Source organism: Rhizorhabdus wittichii (assembly GCF_017607425.1).
In the GTDB taxonomy this organism is placed as follows: Bacteria; Pseudomonadota; Alphaproteobacteria; order Sphingomonadales; family Sphingomonadaceae; genus Rhizorhabdus; species Rhizorhabdus wittichii.
The window spans coordinates 1,827,036-1,847,168 of the sequence record NZ_CP059319.1 but is presented as its reverse complement, the minus strand read 5'-3'; the positions used below and the strand labels follow the sequence as shown (position 1 = coordinate 1,847,168).

The window sequence follows — 20,133 nt, the reverse complement described above, 5'->3', positions numbered from 1 at the left end:
CGTGACGGTCGTTTCCCCCCTTTCGTCACCGGACGCGCCGGCGCTCTCCCCTGGAGGCGCCGGCCGTACGCTGTTCGGTCATCCGCCCGGTCTCACCAGCCTGTTCCTGACGCAGATGTGGGCCGAATTCTCCTATTTCGGCCTGCAGGCGCTGCTCGTCTACTACATGACCCGGCACCTGCACTTCTCGCAGGGCCAATCCTCGCTGATCTATGGCCTCTACGGCGCCGCGGCCTTCTTCAGCCCCTTCGTCGGCGGGATCGTTGCTGACCGCTGGCTGGGGCGCACGCGCAGCGTGGTGCTGGGCGGCGGGCTGATGATGATCGGCCATTTCCTGATGGCGTTCGAAGGCCTGCTCTTCCCGGCGCTCGCCCTGGTCGCGGTCGGCAACGGCCTGTTCATCCCGCCGCTCGCCGTCCAGGTGGGCGGCCTCTATGCGGAGGACGATCCCCGCCGGCCGCAGGCGTTCAGCGCCTATTATATGGGGATCAACCTCGGCGGGCTGCTGGCGCCGCTCGTCTGCGGGACGCTGGGCGAGCTCTATGGCTGGCACTGGGGCTTCTCCGCCGCCGGGGTCGGCATGGCGGTGGGGCTGGCGATCTATCTCGGCACGCTCCGCCTGCTGCCGCCCGACCCCGCGGCCGGCCGGATCGGCGGCGCTCGCCGGACGCCCCTCGACGCGGAGGACTGGCGCAAGCTCCGGCTGCTGCTCGGCATCGTCCTGGTCATCGTCCTCTTCCGCATCGGCTATGAGCAGAGCGGCAATGTGATCGCGCTGTGGGTCGACGAGCAGACCGACCGGCACGTCGCGCTGATGGGCCTGGATTTCGAGATACCGGCGACCTGGTTCCAGGCCGTCAACCCGCTGCTGATCATCCTGTTGACGCCGCCGCTGATCCGCTTCTGGCGGCGGCACGATCGCGACGGCTCGCCCGCGGCGCTCCTGCGCCGGATGAGCCTCGGCTGCGCGATCGCGGCGGTGGCGATGCTGGTGATGGTCGGGGCGGCGGCGCTGTTCGGCGCGACCGGCCGGCCGGTGGGGGCGGGCTGGGTGCTCGCCTATTTCCTGTTCCTGACCCTCGGGGAACTGCTGACCCTGCCGGTCGGCCTCAGCCTGATCGGGTTGCTGTCCCCGGTGCAGATCGCGGCGATGCTGATGGGGGCCTGGTATATCGCGAAGTTCCTCGGCAGCCTGCTGGCCGGGGTGATGGGTGCCTATTGGGGCGCGATCCCGGCCACCGCCTTCTTCGGGATCGGCGCGATCTCGGTGCTCGCCGCGTCGGCGATCCTGCTGGCGATGAGCCGGCGCGAGCGAGCGCACCCGGCGGGACGGAGCTGAACCGGCAGTCCGCCGCTCGTCACTCGGCGGCGGGGAGGGGCGGTGTGCGCCGGCCGCCGTTCCAGAGACCCAGGACCACGACCTGCCACGCCAGCGCGACCGCGCCCACGATGAACACCACGTCGCCGAAGGTGCGGACCCAGCGGAGCGTCTGGAACAGCGGCTGCTGGAGGAAGTCGGCGCTGCGCGCATACCACATGCCGGTCGTCACGCTCGCCTGGAACTGGAACAGGCCGATGGGCAGGAGGCTGGTGAAGATCATCAGCACCAGCCCGGCGTTGAGCGACCAGAAGCCCACCCGCATCAGCCGCTCGTTGAGGATCAGGTCCGGCCGGATGTAGCGCAGCACCAGCAGGGTGAAGCCCAGCGCCAGGAAGCCGTAGACCCCGAACAGCGCGGCATGGGCATGGACGGCGGTGGTGTTGAGCCCCTGCAGGTAGAACAGCGCGACCGGCGTGTTGATCATGAAGCCGAAGACGCCGGCGCCGAGCATGTTCCAGAAGGCGACCGCGACGAAGCAGGCCAGCGGCCAGCGCAGCGCCGTCATCCACGGCGCCTTGTGCCGCTGGTCCCACCGCTCCCAGGCCTCATGGCCGAGGATGACGAGCGGGACGACCTCGAGCGCGCTGAACGCGGCGCCGATCGCCATGACCGGGGTGGTGGTGCCCGAGAAATAGAGATGGTGGAAGGTGCCGGGCACGCCGCCGACCATGAACAGCGAGGCGGACACCAGGCTGGCGGCTGTGGCGATGCGCTTCGACACCAGGCCGAGGGTCGCGAAGATGAAGGCGATCGCGGCGGTGGCGAACACCTCGAAAATGCCCTCGACCCACAGATGGACCACCCACCAGCGCCAATATTCCATGACGGTGATGGAACTGCGTTCGCCGTAGAACAGGCCGCTGCCGTAGAACAGGCCGATCGCGACGGTGGACAGGCAGAGCAGGGCGAGCAGGTTCCGGTCGCCGTCGGCCCGGAGCGCGGGGATCATCGCGCGCAGCATCAGCGCGAGCCACAGGCACAGGCCCGCGAACAGGGCGATCTGCCAGACGCGGCCGAGGTCGAGGAACTCATAGCCCTGATGGCCGATCCAGAAGCTCCAGTCGCGCGGGAGCAGATGGGCGATGGCGAGGTAATTGCCGAGGAAGGAGCCGGCCACGACCAGGACCAGCGCCCAGAACAATATGTCGACGCCGAGCTTCTGATGGCGGGGATCGGCGCCGCCGTTGATCACGGGGGCAAGGAACAGGCCGGCGGCGAGGAAGGCCGTCGCGATCCACAGCACCGCGCTCTGCAGGTGCCAGGTGCGCGCGAGCGAATAGGGCAGCCATTGCGACAGGTCGATGCCGTAGAAGCTCTGGCCCTCGACCGTGTAGTGCGCGGTCAGGCCGCCGATGAATATCTGGAAGATGAAGAGCGCGATCACGACGAAGAGATATTTGCCGAGCGCCTTTTGCGACGCGGTGAGCGCGATGCCCCGCAGCGGATCGGCCGTGGCGACCGGCGCCGCCGTCTCGTCATGGTCGCGCAGGAACGCCCAGCCCCAGATCAGCGCGCCGATGCCCGCGATCAGCAGGACGACGCAGGCGAGCGACCACAGCACGTTCTCGGTCGTCGGCCGGTTGCCGATCAGCGGTTCGGGCGGCCAGTTGTTGGTGTAGGTGGCGACGGTCCCGGGGCGCTCGGTCGCGGCGGCCCAGGCGGTCCAGAACAGGAAGTCGGCCAGCGCCGCCCGCCGGTCGGGGTCGGGCAGCGTATCCTCCTTCATCGCATAATCTTCGCGCAGCGGGCGCAGCGCCGGGTCGTCGCCGAACAATTGCTGGTAATGGAGCGCGGTCCGCCGGATCGCCTCGGCGCGGCGGTCGGACACGGTCAGCGTGCCGCTCGCGCGATCGAGCATGTTGCGGCGATACTCGTCCTGTAGCCGATAGGTGAGCGCCGCCTTCTGCGCCCCGTCGAGCCGGTCGAACGGCTTGCCATGCTCCTGCGCCGCGGCCAGGTCGAGCCAGGCGACGAGCTCGCGGTGGAGCCAGTCGGCCGACCAGTCGGGCGCCTGGTAGGCGCCATGGCCCCAGATCGAGCCCAGCTGCATGCCGCCGACGCTCTGCCAGGCAGCCTGGCCCTCCATGATGTCCTCGCGGGTCATCAGCTCGGTGCCGGACGTGGTCACGATCTTGGCGGGGATGGGCGGCGCCTGCCGGTACACCTCGACGCCCGACAGGCCGAGGATGGCGAAGGTGATCGTCAGGATCGCGATCAGCGTCCACCAAAGGCGTCGATATTCGCCCATAACATCTCCCAACCGCTTCCGGCGTCCGCGACCGTGCCGCCTGTCTATCGTGAGCCGGCCCGGCTTCGTCACTTCGGTTCTTTACGGACCCGATCGGCGCAGTGCTCATGGCCCGTGTCGGAATCTTCCTCTATTTCCCTATAGACCGTCGAACGTCATCGAAGCATGACTTCGAAGAAACAGGGAGTTCATGTGGGCAAGGGGGCGGGCTATCGCGCGGACATCGACGGCTTGCGGTCGGTCGCCGTCTTGCCCGTGCTGCTGTTTCACGCGGGGATTTCCGGTTTCTCCGGCGGCTATGTCGGCGTCGACATATTCTTCGTCATCTCGGGTTTCCTGATCACGGGCATCATCGCGCGCGAGATCGATGGAGGCCGTTTTTCGATCGTCCATTTCTACGAGCGGCGCGCGCGGCGGATATTGCCCGCGCTGACGGTCGTGATCGTCGCCATATTGGCGGCGGCGGCATGGCTCTATCTGCCCGGCGATTTCGAGTCCGTGCCGCAATCGGCGCTCGCCGCCCTGCTGTTCGTCTCGAACGTCGGCTTCTTCCTGGAGACCGGCTATTTCCAGGGCGGCGCCGAGACCAAGCCGCTGCTCCACACCTGGTCGCTCGCGATCGAGGAGCAATTCTATCTGACCTTTCCGCTGCTCCTGATCCTGCTGGGGCGCCACGCCATGCGATGGCGCACGGCCGTCATCGCGGGGATCGCGCTCTTGTCCTTCGCGCTGGCCGTCGCGACGCAGAACAATGGCGACGGCTTCGCCTTCTACCTCCTGCCGCCGCGGGCGTGGGAACTGGCGGTCGGCGCGCTGCTCGCCCTGGGGGCGGTGCCGCCGGTGACCGCGCGGCCGCTGCGCGAGGCGCTGGCGATGGCGGGGTTGCTGGCCATCGGCGTGGCGGTTTTCACCTATGACAAGCACACCATCTTTCCCGGCATGACCGCCACCCTGCCGGTGCTCGGCGCGGCGGCGCTGATCCACTGCGCGCCGGGGACCTTGATGGGCAGGCTGCTCTCGCTCAGGCCGCTCGTGGCCGTCGGGCTGATCTCCTATTCGCTCTACCTGTGGCATTGGCCGCTGATCGTCTTCACCGAATATGCGACCGACCAGCGGCTCGCGGGCTGGCCGCGCGCGATCGTGGTCGCCGCCGCCTTCGCGCTGGCGTTGCTGTCGTGGCGATATGTGGAAAGGCCGTTCCGCGATGCGTCGCGGGTGCCGCGCGCCCGGCTGTTCCGGATGGCGGCGGGCGCGATGGCGGCGCTGTGCGCGGTCTCGCTCGCCATGATCGCGGCCGGGCCGTGGCCGGGGCGCTTCGATCCCCGCGTCATCGCCATGGCGGAGGCGAAGAACGACGTCAGCCCCTATCGCGGACGCTGTCACGACAGCAGCTCGGCCGGACTGCCCGCCTGCGTGCTCGGGGCCAAGGCGCCGCCCGGCGCGCTGGTGTGGGGCGACAGCCATGCGGTCGAACTCGCTTATGTCCTCTCGCGGATCGAGGCGGAGCAGGGGCGCTCGCTCGTCCAGCGCACCCAGTCGAGCTGTCCCCCCATCGCCGGCTATGATCCGCCCGGCGATCCTCGCTGCGGGAAGGCCAACCGCGAGGCCATCGCGGCGATCCGGTCGGACCCGCGGTTGCGGACGGTCTATCTCGCGGCCTTCTGGGCCAGCCCGCTCAACGCCAGCGACGCGGTGCTCGCGGGGCTGGACCGTACGGTCGGGCTGCTGGCCGGGGAGGGGCGCCGGGTCGTCATCGTCGGCCCGGTCCCGCCCGCGCCCTTCGAGGTACCGCGCCGGCTGGCGCATCTCGCCGCGTTCGGCCGGATGGACGAGGCCTTCAACCCGCTCGGCGCCGACACGAGGGCGGCCGCGCGCATCGAGGCGATCGCCCGCCGCTGGCGGAGCGCCGGCGTGACCTATATCGATCCGGTCGCGGCCCTGTGCGACGGCGGGCGCTGCCTGCTCCTCCATGACGGACGGCCGCTCTATTTCGACAGCCATCATCCGAGCCTCGCCGGAATTCGGTTCATCCTCGCCCGGCAGGGCGGAAATCCGTGGACCTCGCCGCCGGTCCGCCGCTAGGGTCGGGGCATGAGGGACGCGACCACGACGACGACCGCGACCGCGACCGGCCGGCGCTACACGCAGGCGCGCGGCCGCGCGCGGCGGGAGGCGCTGATCCAGGCCGCCCGCGATCTGCTGCAGGAGCGCGAGATCGACGACATCACCCTGCCGATGGTGTCGGAGGCGGCGAACATCCCGTCCAGCTCGACCTATCATTTCTTTCCCGACCTGCGGGAACTCTACAAGGAACTGGCGCGGACGATCTCTGACGAGATGGCGAGCGTCGAGCCCGCGATCGGCGCCGACGCGTCGTGGCAGGCGATCATCGGCACCTTCCTCGCCGCCTCGGCCGACTATTTCAACGCCGACGCGGCGGCGCGGCAGCTCATCCTCGGGCCGCGGACGACGCCCGACATCCGCCAGGCCGGCTGCCATGACGATTATCGTTTCGGCGTGCAGCTCCACGCGGCGCTGGCCGCGCATTTCCACCTGCCCGAACTGGCCGAGCCGATCGCGATCTTCTTCCGCGCGATCGTCATCGCCGACGCCTTCTTCGCGCTGTCGGTGCTCGAGGACGGGGTCATCACCCGCCACATGGTCGGCGAAGCGAGCCGCGCCGCCACCGCCTATCTGGGCAACTACCTGCCGCCGATCCTGCAGCGCAAGCGCAGCCACTGATCAGCCCGGACGAGAACGGCCCGATCCCCCGCCAGGGAGTCGGGCCGTCGATCGGTGACAAGGACCGGGAAGGGGTTCACCGGTCCTTGTTCCCGAACCGGATCACAGCATCGGCAGGACCTGTTTCGCTGCGCGCTCGCCCTCCAGCACCGCGGTCTCCCACATCTGCGCGCCCGCCAGTTCCGAATGACCGAAGGCGATGCGGTGCCACGGTTCGCGCAGCACGTCCTTCGCCGCCTTCTTGCCGTTGCGGCCGAAATGGAAGCCGGGTGGCGCGACCATATAGGCATGGCCCTGCCGGTTGGTGATGATCCCGGCGATGTCGCGCTCGGCGTCGAAGCCATAGCGCCCGAACATCTTGGTGAACTGATCGCGCACCTGCGCCTCGATGTCGGCGTAGGACATCGAGAAGAGCATCATCCGCGCCTGGGTGCACTGGTCGGGCCATTCGACGCCTGGGATCAGGAAGGGGATGTACTGCGTCAGCACCACCGGCTTGTCCGGATCGAGCGGCTGCGGCTCATGCCCGTCGATGACGAGGTTCCGGCGCAGGCTGGTCCACCAGCCTAGCCCCTCGAACCAGCGGATGCCGGCGACGCCGAGCTTGTCGAGGAACTTCCAGTTCCTGAGCGCGACGTTGATCACCAGCATCGGCGCATGGTGGAATTCCTGCATCGCCGTGCGATACTGGGCGTCGATGTCGTGGCAGATGCGGCGGTTCGCGTGCTGCTGTCCCGCGCAGATCACCGCCTTGCCGCGCGCGCTGACCAGCTTGCCGTCCTTGTCATAGGTGACGCGCACCGTCTTCGCCCTGGCCGGCTTGCCCTCATGGACGACCGAGAAGACCGTGCTCGACAGGCGCAGCCGCACCCGCTGTCCGGGCAGGTCGAGCTGGTCCCAGCGGACCTGGCTTTCCATCAGGCCGTGGAGGCTGTCGCCGCCGCTCAGCGCCTCGGGCTTGGCGAGCTTCAGGAAGCGTTTCGCGGCGATGGTGTTGCCGCCGGGGAAGGTCGCCAGGTAGATGGTGTCGGTCGGATCGGCGCCGCCATGCTGGTAGCGATAATAGCCGATCACCCCCGGCATCAGGTAATTATAGGCCGAATAGGCGGAGATGACGTCGCCGCCCTGGCCGCAGCCCATGCTGGCCATCACCGGGCTCAGCACGTCGAGCACGCCGTCGATGCAGTCGGCCGGCACCTCGGCGACGTTGAGCAGGAATTCCTTGTAGGTCATCGTGTCGAGCCACTGCGCCCAGTCGTCGCGGACCGGCGGGGTGCGGTAGAGTTCGAGGTCGACCAGCGCCTTCTTGACCTTCTCGGGGATCGGCGCGTCGCGGAAGCCGTTGCGCCAGGGATTCTTCACCATCCCCTTGCCTTCATAATAGAAGGCGGTGTCGGCCATCTCCCAGGAGATGTGCATCGGCCCCCAGGCGTCGCGCGGCACCAGGATCGGCTGCGACAGGTTCTTCGGCTCCTGGTAGACGAACTCCTCGGGATAGCCGAGCTCCTTGAGGAACGGGCTGCCGAAGCCGAACTTCTCGGCCGGCGCGAAGGGGACGACGATGCCGGTCGATCCTTGCGGCGCGGTCAGGCGATAGCCGTCGACGTCGAACTCGTTCTGCTTGGCCTCGCCGCCGAAGATGGCGTGCTGGTCGAGGATCAGGATCTTGGCGGACGGATTGTCCCGCGCGGCGACGAAGGCGGAGGTGAGGCCGGAGATGCCGGCGCCGACGATGATCAGGTCGTAGAGGTCGTCGACCAGCGGGGCGTTGGCGATCCGCTTGTCGAGGTCGCCGTTGCGGATATGGCCGTGGGCGGCGTTGACGACGACATGGGTGTTGCCGTTCTTGTCGGCATAGTCGCCGACGCCGCCGGGGCCGGTCCAGTCGGGGCCCAGCCCGGTGAGCGGGCTCGGCACGGTCTGCGCCTGCGCGCTCGTCGTCATCGCCGGCGCGCCCATCGTCAGCAGCGCCGCGCCCGACCCGATCATGGTGCCGCCGACGAAGTCCCGCCGCGTCACCGACGGCCTGGTCTTTTCTTCCCCTTGTCCGTTCATCGTTGATCGTCCCTCCCGTCCGGCCGTTCGCCGGTCACTGTCTCCATAGTGCCAAAGCTCGATGTCGCTGGCAATCGAGATTCTCGATTCAAATTGACTTTCTTGTCGCCAGGGAATTTTTCCTTCCGCGGCCGGCCGCGGAAACGGGATTTGCGGCGGATATGGTGTAAAAATCCAGATTTATCATGATGTTCATCTGGTATTCCAGAAGCTGGTCCAGCCCGATTGACATCGGCAGGATAGCGCGAGATACTCGATTCCATTCCAAAACTAGCTCGAATGAAATCGAGTCGCGGCAGGGACGGTCAGCGAAAAGGGGAATGGGAATATGGCGAGTCGACTTTCAAAACTGATGGCTTCCGCCGCGATCGTCATGGGTTCCGCCGGCGGCGCGATGGCGCAGGTCTCCACCACCGAAGCCGGTTTCGAGCCGGGCGAGATCGTCGTCACCGCGCAGAAGCGGACGCAGAGCGCGCAGGCGATCGGCGTCGCCGTCTCGGCGCTGGGGGCGGACAATCTGGCCGCGCTGGGGCGGCAGGACATATCGGCGCTGGCGGCGCAGGTGCCCGGCCTGCAGGTCAACCAGTACAGCCCGACGGTGACCGTCTTCAACATCCGCGGCGTGTCGCAGAACGACTTCGCGGACAGCCAGGAGGCGCCGATCGCCTTCTACAATGACGAGGTCTATATCAGCGCGCTCGGCGCGATCGCCGGCATGACCTACGACCTCGAACGGGTCGAGGTGCTGCGCGGGCCGCAGGGCACGCTGTTCGGCCGCAACGCCACCGGCGGCCTGATCCAGATCGTGTCGGCCAAGCCGACCGACCATCTCGACGGCTTCGTCACCGCCACGGTCGGCAGCTATGGCCAGGTCGCGACCGAAGGCGCGGTCGGCGGCCCGCTGAGCGACCGGCTGCGCGCGCGCCTGTCCTTCACCACCAACCATGGCGGCGCCTATTTCAAGAACCGGATCGGCCGGGACCTGGGCGCCGCGAAATTCTATGCCGGTCGCATCCAGCTTGCCGGGGATGTCGGCGAGGGCGGCAAGTTCAACATCAAGGTGCAGGCCCTGCGCAACGACCGCGATCGTCAGGCGGGCATATATTCCCATCGCTCCGCCTTCCCGAACGCGCTGGGCCTGGGCGTCTATTTCGACCCGTCCGAAAACGCCTGGGGCAATTGCAACGGCTGCGATGCCCTGGGCTATGCGGAGCCCGATCGCGATCCCTTCACCGGAGCGCTCAACGGGCCGAACTATTTCAGCCGCACCTTCTGGGCCGTCACCGCGCGCTACGAACAGGATCTGGGCGGCGCGACGCTGACCTCGATCACCGACTATCAGGACCTGCGCAAGCGCTATGGCGAGGACAGCGACATGTCCCCCGCCACCAACTTCGTCTACACGACGGCGCAGGACCTCTATCAGCTTTCCCAGGAATTGCGGCTGTCGGGGGAGGGCGACCGGCTCACCTGGCTTGCCGGCCTCTACGGCATCAAGATCCACACGAAGAACGGCTATGTCACCGACACGACCGGCGCCTTCGGCCTGCTCGAGCGATATGACAGCGTCCTGAACACCGAGTCCGTCGCCGCCTTCGGCCAGCTCGAATATAAGCTGGACGACCGGTTCACCCTGATCGGCGGCCTGCGCTATTCGCGCGACTGGAAACGGTTCGATTATGTGCATTCCGAGAATGGCGTGCAGGACTTCGCGTTCGACAGAAGGCTGTTTCCCGATCTCGCGAAGCGGCGCTTCAGTGATTATTCGGGCAAGATCGAACTCGATTTCAAGCCGAGCCGGAACGCCTTCCTTTATGCCAGCGTCAATCGCGGCACCAAGAGCGGCGGCTTCGGCACCCAGGCCTTCGGACCCTTCGATCCGGCGACGATCGCCTTCGATGGAGAGGTTTTGACCAATATCGAAGGCGGCGTGAAGCTCACGCTGCTGAACCGGACGACGAACTTCAACGTCGCCGGCTTCCACTACAAATATAGCGGCTACCAATCGTTCGAACTGGTCGGCGTCACCCAGATCATCCGCAACAAGCCCGCTCGCATAAAGGGGCTCGAATTCGAGTTCACGACCCGTCCGGTTGCCGGCCTCTATCTCCAGGCGTTCCTGACCCTGCTCGACGGCGAGGTCCGCAATGTCACCGTTCCCTCGGGCGATGTCCTCGATCGGGACATGCCGCAGGCGCCCTCGCTCAGCGCGGGCGGCCTGATCCGCTACGAATTCGCGGCGGGACCGGGGCGGCTGGCGCTCCAGACCAACTGGAAGCATGACAGCCGGCAATATTTCTCGACCTTCAACGCCCCGGTCGATCGCGAGCCGGCCCGCTGGGTCGGCGACGCGCGCGTCTCCTATGCCTTCGACGACCTGCCGATCGAGGCCGCCTTCTTCGTCAACAACCTGACCGACCGGAAATACCGGCTCTACACGCTCGATCTGTCGGGGCCCTTCGGCTTCACCCAGCAGAACTACGCCCGCCCGCGCTGGTTCGGCGGCAGCCTCACCTACCGCATCCAATGATCCCCCTGAAAGGAAAGAGGAAAAGAATGTCCAAGTCCATTGCTATGCTGGCGTCCGTCCTGCTGGGCCTGTCGGCCATGGCGGCGCCCGCCGCCGCGGCCGCTCCGGCTCCGGCGATCGGCGATCTGCCCAAGGCCGATGCCGCCGACGTCACCGAGTTCCGCCGCCAGGTCGACGCGCTCTACCGGATGAAGGAGGCGGCCTTCGCCAGGGACGATGCCGACACGATCGTCGACCGCTTCTACACGCGCGATTCGATCACCTTCGGTCCCGACGGCAAGCCGGTGATCGGCCGGGACGCCTTCCGGAAGGAATATCAGGGCATCGTCAGGATCGCCAATGTGAAGGTCGAGCCCATCGCCACCCATGTCGGCAAGGACGCCGCCTGGGAATGGGCCAATTTCCGGGCCTTCCCGAAGGACAAGACGCAGAAGCCCTTCACCTTCATCATGCTGTTCGTCTTCGCGAAGAAGGACGGCCAGTGGGTGTCCGGCGGCGATGCCTATACCGTCGGGGAGTTTCCCGGAAGCCATTGAGGCCGTTCCTCGCCGGAGGGAGCCGACGGCTCTCCCCGGCGGCTTTCCGCCGGTCCGAAGCCGGGCCGGGCGGGAAGCCCGCGCAATGGAGCCGCGGCCGGGGGAGGGGGCGATGGACAAGGGCATGATCCGGCGGATTTTTCCGATCGTCGCCGGAACCTATATCGCGATGATCCCCATGGAGGTCGCGCCCTTCGTGATCGGGGCGGCCGTCGAGCGCGGCCTCTCGGCCGGGCAGGCGGGATGGGTGGGCACGGCCACCATCGCCTTCGTCGCGATCGCGTCGATATGCGCTCCACCCCTGATCGCGCGCCTGCGCTTCCGCCAGGCCATGATCGGCTTCGCCTGTATCGAGGCCGCCGGCTATTGCGGCTTCGCGGCGGCACAGGGCTTCGCCCTGCTGCTGGCGATGGGCAGTCTTGCCGGCTGCGGGGCCGGCGGGTTGCTCGCCGGCATGGCGATCCGCATCGCGCGCACCGACGATCCGGACAGGACCTATGGCTATGTCTACGCGGCCACCGGCCTGGGGTTCGCGCTCCTGCTGTTCCTGTTCCCGATCATCGGCGCGAAGTTCGGGACGGCGGCGATGTTCCTGTTCGCCGGCTTCATCGCGCTGGCGCTGAGCTGTCTTCTCCGATCCCTGCCGGCGGGCTTCCTGCATGAGGAGGTCGAGGCGGGCCCTGCGCAGCCGGTCGACCGGTGGGGCGTGGCCCTGCTGGTCGCCGCGATGATCGTCGCTATGCCCGTCTATGGCGGAACCTATGGCTTTTCCGAAAGGAAGGCCGTGGAAATCGGCCTGTCCTCGCGCGATGCCGGGCTCGCGCTTTCCTGCGCCATGCTGATGTCGATCATCGGCTCCTCGATCGTCGCCCTGGTCGGCACGCAAAGGGGGCGGCTGCTTCCCATGGCCACCGTCCTCCTGCTCGCCAGCCTCGCCTATCTCACCGTGCTCGGGGCCCGGTCGGCGCCCGTCTATGTCGCGGGCACCTTGATCTTCGGGCTGATGCAGTTGGCCCTGACCTCCTATTTCTTCGGATTGGCCTCGGCCCTGGACAGGAACGGGGGCGTCGCCGCGCGACTGCAGGGCTTCTCGCTCATTCCCTATGGGCTCGGCACCGGGCTGTTCGGCAGCCTGGCCGACGGCGGCAGCCTGGCGCGCCTCGCCGTGCCGGCCGCCGCCGCCAATCTCGTCGCCCTGGCCATCGTCCTGCCGGTCCTCGTCAGGCAGGACCGTGGCCGCCGCGCCTGACGGCCGGCGCGGAAATGCTCTTGCCAAATAGCGGCGGTGGCTATAGCCGTTATCGGTATATATACCGATAACGGAAGAGGGCTTCGATGCGTGACGACATCCGTGCTTGGCTGGACGCGGAAAGCGGCCTGCCGGATCAGCCGCTGCGAGGGGAATTCTATGTCGATGCCGGGATCTTCGCGGCGGAGATGCGGGATGTTCTCGGCCGGCAATGGCTCTATGCGGACCATGTCTCCCGCATTCCCCGGCCGGGGGATTATTTCCTGTTCGAGGTCGGCGGTGAATCGATCATCGTCGTGCGCCGCAAGGACGGGACGATCGGCGCCTATTTCAACGTCTGCCGGCATCGCGGCTCGCGCATCTGCCTCGACCGGCAGGGATCGCTATCGTCCTTCGTCTGCCCCTATCATGCGTGGACCTATGATCTCGACGGGGCGCTGCGCGGCGCGGCGCATATGCCGGATGACTTCGAAAGGCGCGACGCCGGGCTGATGCCCTGCCACGTCCGCGAGCTGGAGGGGCTGATCTTCCTCTGCCTGGCGGAAGGGGAGGCTCCCGATTTCGACGCCCTGGCCGAGATCGCGCGTCCCTATCTGGCGCTGAACGGCCTGGCGACCGCCCGGCTGGCGGCCCGGCGATCCTATCCGACCTCGGCCAACTGGAAGCTCGTCGTCGACAATTTCCAGGAATGCTATCACTGCGCGCCCGCCCACAAGCTCTATTCGAGCGCGCATTCGAAGGACAAGCTGCTGGCCTTCGGGGCCGGTCCCGGCTCCGGTCCGGTCGATGCGGCCGAACGCTTCTCCGGCGAACTGGCGACATGGCGGGAAAGGGCGTCGGCGGCCGGCACCTGGCTCGATGCGCGTGCGGAGGAAGAGGACGACATCCGTTCCATCTGGAGCGTCGGGCGGCTGCCGATCAAGGCCGGGGCGCTCACCGAAAGCGTCGATGGGGCTCCCGTGTCGCGATTGATGGGCCGCTTCGCCGAATTCGACGGAGGTCACAGCGCCGTGGCCTTCAACGTCTTCTCCTATTTTCTCGCCAGCAACGACCATGTGGTCATGATCCGGTTCACGCCGCGCGGCGTCCTGGAGACCGATGTGGAGTTCCAGTGGTTCGTCCACCCCGAGGCGGAGGAGGGCGTGGACTATGAGGTCGAGCGCCTCGTGCGGGTCTGGGACGTGACCACCACCGAGGACAAGCGGATCACCGAGGACAACCAAGCCGGCGTGGCGTCGAGCCGCTACCGCCCCGGGCGCTTCTCCGCGCTCGAAGGGCGGCTGTCCACGATCAAGCGATGGTATCTCCACGAAATGGCGACCGCGTCGGTCCCATCCCATGAGGAGTTGGGTGCATGAGTGACGACGAGAAGAAACAGGCTGTCGTGAGGCGTTTTTTCCAGGCCGCCGGCAGCGGCGATTTCGCGACGGCGATGGGATTGATCGCTCCCGGATGCCTGTGGACATATCATGCGCCGGTCGATCTCATTCCCTTCGGCGGCCGTCATGAGGGGCCGGCGGGCGTGGCGCGCTTCTTCGAGATCACGGCGGGCCTGCTGTCGATCGACGCGATGGAGATCGACCGGATGGCGGCCTTCGACGATCATGTGATCGTCGCGGGGCGCGAGCGTTGCACCGTGCACCGGACGGGCGCGAGCTACGAGGCGGAATGGCTCCACCTCGTCAGGACCGATGGCGAGACGATCCTCGCCTATGACGAATATGTCGATGGCGCCACGATCGCCCGGGCGATCGGGGCATTGTGAGCCCGACGGCTTTCTGGCACCTGCTCATCCGTTGCGTCCGTCCGGACCGCAACGGATGAGGTTCCCTTGGCGACAGTGAAGACGCCGCGCCAGCGGCTCGATCCCGACACGCGGCGGGCCCAGATCGTCCGCACGGCGCTCGATGTCCTCCTGGAGAGCGGCTATGCGGCCGTCTCGATCAAGAACGTCGCCGAGCGGTGCGGCATCCGGCTCTCGACGGTGCAGCATCATTATCCGGGCAAGCCGCGGCTGATGGCGGCGGTGATCGAGGAGGTCGCCGATCGCTGCATCCGCAAATATGGGCATCTGGCCGAAGCCTCCGGCGCGGATGCCCGGGAAAGGTTGCGAGCGACCATCGGCGCGCTGTGCGGCGTCGAGCCCGATGCCGAGATCGACACGCTGTTCGTGGAGCTGTGGGCCTATGCCCGCCGCGATGCGAACGGCGCCGCCATCCTGCGGGCCTTGTACGATCAGGGCCGCGTGATGCTCAGCCGGCTGATCGAGGAACTGGTTCCCGGCCTAGCCCCCGATGAGGTGCGGCAGCGCGCCGTCACCATCATGGCGGCGGCGGACGGCCTCGCCGCGATCAGCAGCGCGCCGACGGCGGTCGGCGCCGCCGATCGGCGGGCGACGGTTTCCCATCTGATGGACCTCGCGAAGGCGCCGCCCGCCGCCGGTGACGATCCCGATGGAGAATATCGGGCCTAGTCCAGATATCGGGCCCGCAGCGCTTCCCTGGCCCGGGCGTCGATGCCGATGCGTTTCTCCAGATAATTATCGAGCGAGCCATAGCGCCGCTCGATCTCGTCGATCGCATGGGAGAGGAACGGGGTGCCGTCCGGCTCCAGCAGGGGATGGGGCTTCTCTTCCTCGTCGGCGGGGCTGAACAGTCGCGCGGCCGCATTGTCGGGGAAGGCCGCCGGATCGAATTTCGGCATTTCAAAGGCCGGGCGGCGATAGCGGGTGGAAAGATGATAGTCGGCCAGGATGGCGTCGCGCGGCACGCCGAGCGCGGTGAGGATCAGCGCCGTCGCGAAACCGGTCCTGTCCTGTCCCGCCGAGCAATTATAGGCGAGCGGGCCCTGATGGGCGAGGAGCAGGCGGAACAGCAGGCGCATCTGTGGGGCGAGCTGCTCCGGCATGCGCCGATAGATGTCGGCCCAGCTGATGTCGTCGGCCTCGTCGGTCGACAGGATATCCCTGATCGAATAGCCGACCGCATGATAGGCGACGCCGCCGATCCTGGTGGGCGCCAGCTGGCGCTCCTCGCTGCTGCGCAGGTCCACCATGTCGGTGAGCCCGAGACGGCCGATCGTCTCGAGATCGCCGCCGCCGAGAAGGGGCGTGGCGGCCGAGCGATAGATCATGCCCCAGCGGACATGCTTGCCCCCGGCCGCCGGATAGCCGCCGACGTCGCGGAAGTTCGAGCCCCGCTCCAGCGGGATGAGGCGCTCCGCCGCCCACAGGCCGGCGCCGTCCCGATGATCGCGCACGAAGAAATAGGGATGTCCCCGTGGCGGAACCGTCGTCTCGTAGACGCCGTCGCGATCGTCGGCGGAGACGAGGCGCGCCGCCTCGATGGCGGCGTCGGGCCGGTCGGCCATATAGACGTCGACCGGATGGGGACTGGTCCAGCGGACCCTCAGGCGGTCGGGCTGGGACCGTTCGACGGTCAGCCCCCCCGGCGGTCCGGCGATCAGCGGAGCCGGCGTCGCGGCCAGCAGCAGCGCGGCGATGGAGACTGTCCTGGACATGGCGGAGACCCTTTCGACCGGCCCGTCGGTCCCGGATGTCTCCGCCGGGGCCGGCGCCTGCATGGGGAGGGGATCGAAGCGCCTTCGATGCCCCTCCCGGTTCACGATCAGAAATGCTTGCGAAGCGACAGGAAGACCTGCCGGGGCGTCCCCACGAGCATCGATTGGACGTTCCCGCCCGGATCGGAGAATTTCAGCGCGATCTGCCCCACCGTGCTGATATATTTCTTGTCGAACAGGTTGGTCACATTGGCCTGGAGCTCGAGGCCGTCGAGCAGGCCGCCCCCCTCCGGGAAGCGATAGCCGGCCGACAGATCGACCAGCGCGCGGCCCTTGACGCTGTTGTCGTTGATGTAGGTGTAATAGCGCTTGCTCTGGTAATTGGCGGAGATCCGGCCGAACAGGGCCCCGTCGTCATAGGCGATCTCGCCGTTGATCAGGTGCTTCGGCGTGTTGACCACCGTCTTGTTCTTCGTGGCGTAGAGCACGCCGCTCAGGATGTCGTCGTCATATTGCGCATCCGTATAGGCATAGGCGCCGTACAGCGACAGGGCGCGGGTCAGCCGATAGGTGCCGGCCATCTCGATCCCGTTGGTGGTGACCGAGCCGACATTGGACAGGATCGACGGACAGCCGATGATGATCGCGCAAGGCTGCACCGAAAGCAGCCTGTCGTCGAACTTGACGTGATAGCCGGCGATCGAGCCCTCGAAGTCCCGGAGGTGGAAGCGCAGGCCGCCCTCCAGCGTCCAGGAGGTCTCGGGCTTGATCACGTCCTTGACCGCGAGGAAGCCCGCCCGGCTCGTCAGGAAGGGCTCCGTGGTGAAGGCGCGCATGTTCTCGGTGTAGCTGGCGAACAGCTCGAACGCGCGCGAGACGGCGTAGTTGACGCCGATCTGCGGGATGAACATGTCCTTGGCCCTCAGCAGGCCGGACGTGTCCCGGTTCGGGCTGTTCGCCGGATTATACTCGTTGATGACGGTGTTCCTGATCCCCTTGAACCCGTAGTTCATCTTGAGTTCGGGGGTCAGGTTCCAGGTGTCCTGGATGAAATATTGGTAGGTCTTGATCTTGAAATTGTACGAATAGTCGCTGGCGAAGGGGTTCTTCGGCCACTCGCGCTTGCCGATGCTCGCGACGTTGGACGCGGCAAGGGGGAAATAGGGGCGGCCGGCGCGGTAGCGATTATATTCGTACCAGCCGCCGATCTCCAGCTGATGGTCGCCGAAGGTGAACGACAGGGAGCCGGTCGCGCCGCCGCGATTGATCGCATAGGTCGCCCCGCGCACCGACATGGGGGAGCCGCCCGGGGTCGGCGTGTACGGCGTGAACCAGGTGCTGATGCCGCGATGCCGATGGTAATAGGGGGTCAGCTTGAGGGTGACCGCATCGGCCAGTTCATAGTCGATATTGGCGCCGGCCAGGAAATCCTTGCGGAGGCCATAAGCGTCATAATAGGTGTCGTCGCCGCAGATCTGCTGCGAATATCCCGCATAATTGGCGCAATAGACGCCGTTCTGGAGATTGGTCGCGATCGCCATCGCCGTCGGATAGTCGTTCCGGATATAATCCCAGTTCCATCCATATTTCCGGATCAGGGACAACGACATGTCCATATAGTCGTCGTCCTTGAAGTCCGAATAGTTGACGAAGGCGGCGACCTGTCCCCGCTCGCCGAGCGGCACGACCAGCTTGCTGTTGATCGACCAGGCCTCCTGCTTGCCCTGGCCCTTCCATTTCGGCGCGTCCAGCCAGGAGCCGCTGACATAGCCCATGACGCCGTTGCCGAGGTCGCCGGTTTCGAGCCGGCCGAACAGGCGGTAGGCGTTCTCGCTGCCGTAGCTCACCTCTCCATCGAGGCCGAAGTCGGGTGACGGCGCCTTGCTGAAGAACTGCACGGTGCCGCCGAGGTTCGAGCTGGAGGCGGTGCTGAGCGCGCCGGACCCCTGCGCGAGCGTGGTCCTGCCGATATTCTCGGAGGCGATCGCGCGGCTGATGTGGAGCCCGTTGAAATTATGATAGCTCATGTCGCCCAGCGGTACGCCGTCGAGCGTGAAGCCGAGCTGGTTCTGGTTGAAGCCACGGATCGAAATGCGGCTCGACCATTCGTTGCTGCCGAGGGCATTCGCGGACTGAAACGAGACGCCCGGTAGTTTTTCCAGCACTTTGAGCGGGCTCGTGCCGGGCGTGGCGACGGCGATATCCACCGCGGTCACCGTCTGTACCTGGCGGGTCTCACCCTTTCCGAACACCACGATCTCGGCATCGTCGGTTTCCGACGATGCCGGCGTCTGGGCGGCGGCGGGCATCGCCCATATGCCGAGGAAGGCGAAAGCCGCGACGCTCGTGAGAAGCTGACCTTTGTTCATGGAACCCCCTTTTCTTTGGATGTCGGATGGCGGGCCGGATCGGAGCGCCCCGACAAAAGCTATTCATTTTAGTTTTCGATTCGAATCGACTTCTAGCTTTCATGTCCTATGGCGCCTGTCAAGGCGATCTGTGGTCGAAAGCTCTCTGCCTAAGCAGGAAATATCCTTATATGTATGAGTTTATTGGCTTGAAAAGTGAATGGGGCTGCGGCGAGGCGGAATCCGTGTACCGAAACGACCCTTGAAAGATACTCGATTGTATTTGATAATCTCGGTGAGAGATGGCCATGGGGAGCGTCCTTCCGTTGCGGAGGGGCCTTTGCCCATCGGAACGGATGGCGTGCGGGGGCGTGTGGACCTGTGCGGCGGGGAACGGGTAGATTCGATCTGATGCCAAACGACCTGACGGATTCGGTGAATGCGCGTCGCTACATGCAGGCGCGCGGCCGGGCGCGGCGCGAGGCATTGCTCGACGCCGCGCGGCTGTTGCTGCAGCAGCGCGATGCGGACGAGATCAGCTTCTCGATGGTGTCCGAAGTCGCGGGAATCCCGTCGAGTTCGGCCTATCACTTCTTCCCGGACATGCGGGAGCTGTACAAGGCGCTCGCCCGCGCCATCGCCGATGAGATGATCGAGCTCGAACCGGCGATCGATGCGGAGAGTTCATGGGACGCCATCCTGGCGGATTTCCTCAAGTCCTCCGCCGATTTCTTCAACGCCAACGCCGCCGCCCGGCAACTGATGCTCGGCCCGAGGGTCTCTCCGGAAATCCGCCAGGCCGCCTGTCATGACGACCACCGCTTCGGCGTCCTTCTCCATCGGCTGTTTGACGAGCGGTTCCTCCTGCCGGAGATGAGCGAGCCGGTGTCGGTATTCTTCCGGGTCGTCCACATCGCGGACGCGTTCTTCGCATTGTCGGTTCTGGAGGATGGTTGCGTCTCGCCGCATATGGTCGTGGAGGCGACGCGCGCCGCGACGGGCTATCTGGCGAACTACCTCCCTCCCATCCTGCAAGCTCGGGCCTCCTTTCCCGATCATTTGCCGGGTTAGGCTGCCGATGGCTTTATCCGATCCGGTCGGCTTCCCCGTCCGAACCGCCGGCCGGCGGCAGGTTGTGGCTGGCGACGGCGGTGGCGAGGTCGAGCCAGCGGATCGGCTTGACTAGCATGTGGGTCATGTCGTCGGGGGCGTCGCAGCCGCGCGGATCGCCGGTGATGAACACCACCGGGATGCTGCCGAGCGACCGGCGGATCGACGCCACCGCGTCGACGCCCGATCCTTCGCGCAGCCGGCAGTCCGCCGTGATCAGGTCGGGCGCGTGATCGAGCGCGGCGGCGACCGCCGCCCGTTCGGTCTCGACAAGATCGCAGCTATCCGCGCCAAGTTCGCTCAGGAAGCATTCAAGATCCGAAGCGACCAGCGGCTCGTCTTCGATGATCAGGACGTGCATGATCCTCTCCACCGATTCAGGGCCTTCAAGCCCTCGACTTGAACAAGGTTCCCC

15 protein-coding genes are annotated in these 20,133 nt (G+C 66.6%); 10 read left to right on the top strand and 5 right to left on the bottom strand.

The window, feature by feature from the left end; translation table 11 throughout:
- Window position 1 precedes the first annotated feature (1 nt).
- On the top strand, window positions 2–1,339 hold the full coding sequence (locus HRJ34_RS08715; protein WP_016746418.1) for a peptide MFS transporter: 1,338 nt from the start codon (window positions 2–4) through the stop codon (window positions 1,337–1,339).
- 19 nt (window positions 1,340–1,358) lie between these two features.
- Here HRJ34_RS08715 and HRJ34_RS08710 read toward each other — a convergent pair whose 3' ends face one another.
- Window positions 1,359–3,629 carry a nitric-oxide reductase large subunit gene (locus HRJ34_RS08710; protein ID WP_208633875.1) on the bottom strand — a complete coding sequence of 757 codons (2,271 nt, stop codon included), beginning with the start codon at window positions 3,627–3,629 and terminating at the stop codon, window positions 1,359–1,361.
- Window positions 3,630–3,821: 192 nt separating this feature from the next.
- Here HRJ34_RS08710 and HRJ34_RS08705 point away from each other — a divergent pair, with 192 nt between their 5' ends.
- Window positions 3,822–5,711, top strand: a complete 1,890-nt coding sequence (locus HRJ34_RS08705) for an acyltransferase family protein (protein WP_226949113.1) — start codon at window positions 3,822–3,824, stop codon at window positions 5,709–5,711.
- A gap of 9 nt (window positions 5,712–5,720) precedes the next feature.
- Complete coding sequence (locus tag HRJ34_RS08700) at window positions 5,721–6,371, top strand: TetR/AcrR family transcriptional regulator (protein ID WP_012050790.1); 651 nt, start codon at window positions 5,721–5,723, stop codon at window positions 6,369–6,371.
- A 102-nt stretch (window positions 6,372–6,473) separates the two neighbouring features.
- Here the strand turns inward: HRJ34_RS08700 and HRJ34_RS08695 are convergent, their stop codons facing one another.
- Window positions 6,474–8,390, bottom strand: coding sequence for an NAD(P)-binding protein (locus tag HRJ34_RS08695; RefSeq protein ID WP_226949112.1), 1,917 nt, complete (start codon window positions 8,388–8,390; stop codon window positions 6,474–6,476).
- Window positions 8,391–8,778: 388 nt separating this feature from the next.
- Here HRJ34_RS08695 and HRJ34_RS08690 point away from each other — a divergent pair, with 388 nt between their 5' ends.
- From HRJ34_RS08690 to HRJ34_RS08665, 6 genes are all read left to right on the top strand, one after another.
- On the top strand, window positions 8,779–10,956 hold the full coding sequence (locus tag HRJ34_RS08690; protein WP_226949111.1) for a TonB-dependent receptor: 2,178 nt from the start codon (window positions 8,779–8,781) through the stop codon (window positions 10,954–10,956).
- A gap of 44 nt (window positions 10,957–11,000) precedes the next feature.
- Complete coding sequence (locus HRJ34_RS08685) at window positions 11,001–11,492, top strand: YybH family protein (protein ID WP_226949110.1); 492 nt, start codon at window positions 11,001–11,003, stop codon at window positions 11,490–11,492.
- 112 nt (window positions 11,493–11,604) lie between these two features.
- Entirely contained in the window at window positions 11,605–12,741 is a 1,137-nt protein-coding gene (locus tag HRJ34_RS08680) for an MFS transporter (RefSeq protein ID WP_049771287.1), read from the top strand.
- 86 nt (window positions 12,742–12,827) lie between these two features.
- Window positions 12,828–14,099 (top strand): aromatic ring-hydroxylating dioxygenase subunit alpha, encoded by a 1,272-nt coding sequence (locus HRJ34_RS08675; protein ID WP_208633871.1) that lies wholly within the window; start codon window positions 12,828–12,830, stop codon window positions 14,097–14,099.
- On the top strand, window positions 14,096–14,506 hold the full coding sequence (locus HRJ34_RS08670; protein ID WP_012050796.1) for a nuclear transport factor 2 family protein: 411 nt from the start codon (window positions 14,096–14,098) through the stop codon (window positions 14,504–14,506). Before HRJ34_RS08675 ends, HRJ34_RS08670 begins: the two co-directional genes overlap by 4 nt.
- Before the next feature lie 75 nt (window positions 14,507–14,581).
- The gene (locus HRJ34_RS08665; RefSeq protein ID WP_226949195.1) at window positions 14,582–15,214 is read left to right on the top strand and encodes a TetR/AcrR family transcriptional regulator; all 633 of its coding nucleotides are present in this window, start codon (window positions 14,582–14,584) and stop codon (window positions 15,212–15,214) included.
- On the opposite strand, the gene HRJ34_RS08660 is transcribed toward HRJ34_RS08665, so the two are convergent.
- Both HRJ34_RS08660 and HRJ34_RS08655 read right to left on the bottom strand, forming a co-directional pair.
- Window positions 15,211–16,260 carry a tyrosine-protein phosphatase gene (locus HRJ34_RS08660; RefSeq protein WP_030090295.1) on the bottom strand — a complete coding sequence of 350 codons (1,050 nt, stop codon included), beginning with the start codon at window positions 16,258–16,260 and terminating at the stop codon, window positions 15,211–15,213. The two genes, HRJ34_RS08665 and HRJ34_RS08660, sit on opposite strands and share 4 nt — an antisense overlap.
- Window positions 16,261–16,367: 107 nt before the next feature.
- Window positions 16,368–18,629 carry a TonB-dependent receptor gene (locus tag HRJ34_RS08655; protein ID WP_208633869.1) on the bottom strand — a complete coding sequence of 754 codons (2,262 nt, stop codon included), beginning with the start codon at window positions 18,627–18,629 and terminating at the stop codon, window positions 16,368–16,370.
- Between the two features lie 390 nt (window positions 18,630–19,019).
- On the opposite strand from HRJ34_RS08655, the gene HRJ34_RS08650 reads away from it, so the two are divergent.
- On the top strand, window positions 19,020–19,679 hold the full coding sequence (locus HRJ34_RS08650; RefSeq protein WP_030090293.1) for a TetR/AcrR family transcriptional regulator: 660 nt from the start codon (window positions 19,020–19,022) through the stop codon (window positions 19,677–19,679).
- Window positions 19,680–19,692: 13 nt separating this feature from the next.
- On the opposite strand, the gene HRJ34_RS08645 is transcribed toward HRJ34_RS08650, so the two are convergent.
- Window positions 19,693–20,079 (bottom strand): response regulator, encoded by a 387-nt coding sequence (locus HRJ34_RS08645; RefSeq protein WP_037505303.1) that lies wholly within the window; start codon window positions 20,077–20,079, stop codon window positions 19,693–19,695.
- Window positions 20,080–20,133 lie beyond the last annotated feature (54 nt).

Coding starts and splice junctions, on each gene's coding strand:
- HRJ34_RS08710 (WP_208633875.1), bottom strand. CDS start 3,629: ATGGGCGAATATCGACGCCTTTGGTGGACGCTGATCGCGATCCTGACG.
- HRJ34_RS08680 (WP_049771287.1), top strand. CDS start 11,605: ATGGACAAGGGCATGATCCGGCGGATTTTTCCGATCGTCGCCGGAACC.
- HRJ34_RS08690 (WP_226949111.1), top strand. CDS start 8,779: ATGGCTTCCGCCGCGATCGTCATGGGTTCCGCCGGCGGCGCGATGGCG.
- HRJ34_RS08655 (WP_208633869.1), bottom strand. CDS start 18,629: ATGAACAAAGGTCAGCTTCTCACGAGCGTCGCGGCTTTCGCCTTCCTC.
- HRJ34_RS08670 (WP_012050796.1), top strand. CDS start 14,096: ATGAGTGACGACGAGAAGAAACAGGCTGTCGTGAGGCGTTTTTTCCAG.
- HRJ34_RS08675 (WP_208633871.1), top strand. CDS start 12,828: ATGCGTGACGACATCCGTGCTTGGCTGGACGCGGAAAGCGGCCTGCCG.
- HRJ34_RS08660 (WP_030090295.1), bottom strand. CDS start 16,260: ATGTCCAGGACAGTCTCCATCGCCGCGCTGCTGCTGGCCGCGACGCCG.
- HRJ34_RS08650 (WP_030090293.1), top strand. CDS start 19,020: ATGCCAAACGACCTGACGGATTCGGTGAATGCGCGTCGCTACATGCAG.
- HRJ34_RS08700 (WP_012050790.1), top strand. CDS start 5,721: ATGAGGGACGCGACCACGACGACGACCGCGACCGCGACCGGCCGGCGC.
- HRJ34_RS08685 (WP_226949110.1), top strand. CDS start 11,001: ATGCTGGCGTCCGTCCTGCTGGGCCTGTCGGCCATGGCGGCGCCCGCC.
- HRJ34_RS08645 (WP_037505303.1), bottom strand. CDS start 20,079: ATGCACGTCCTGATCATCGAAGACGAGCCGCTGGTCGCTTCGGATCTT.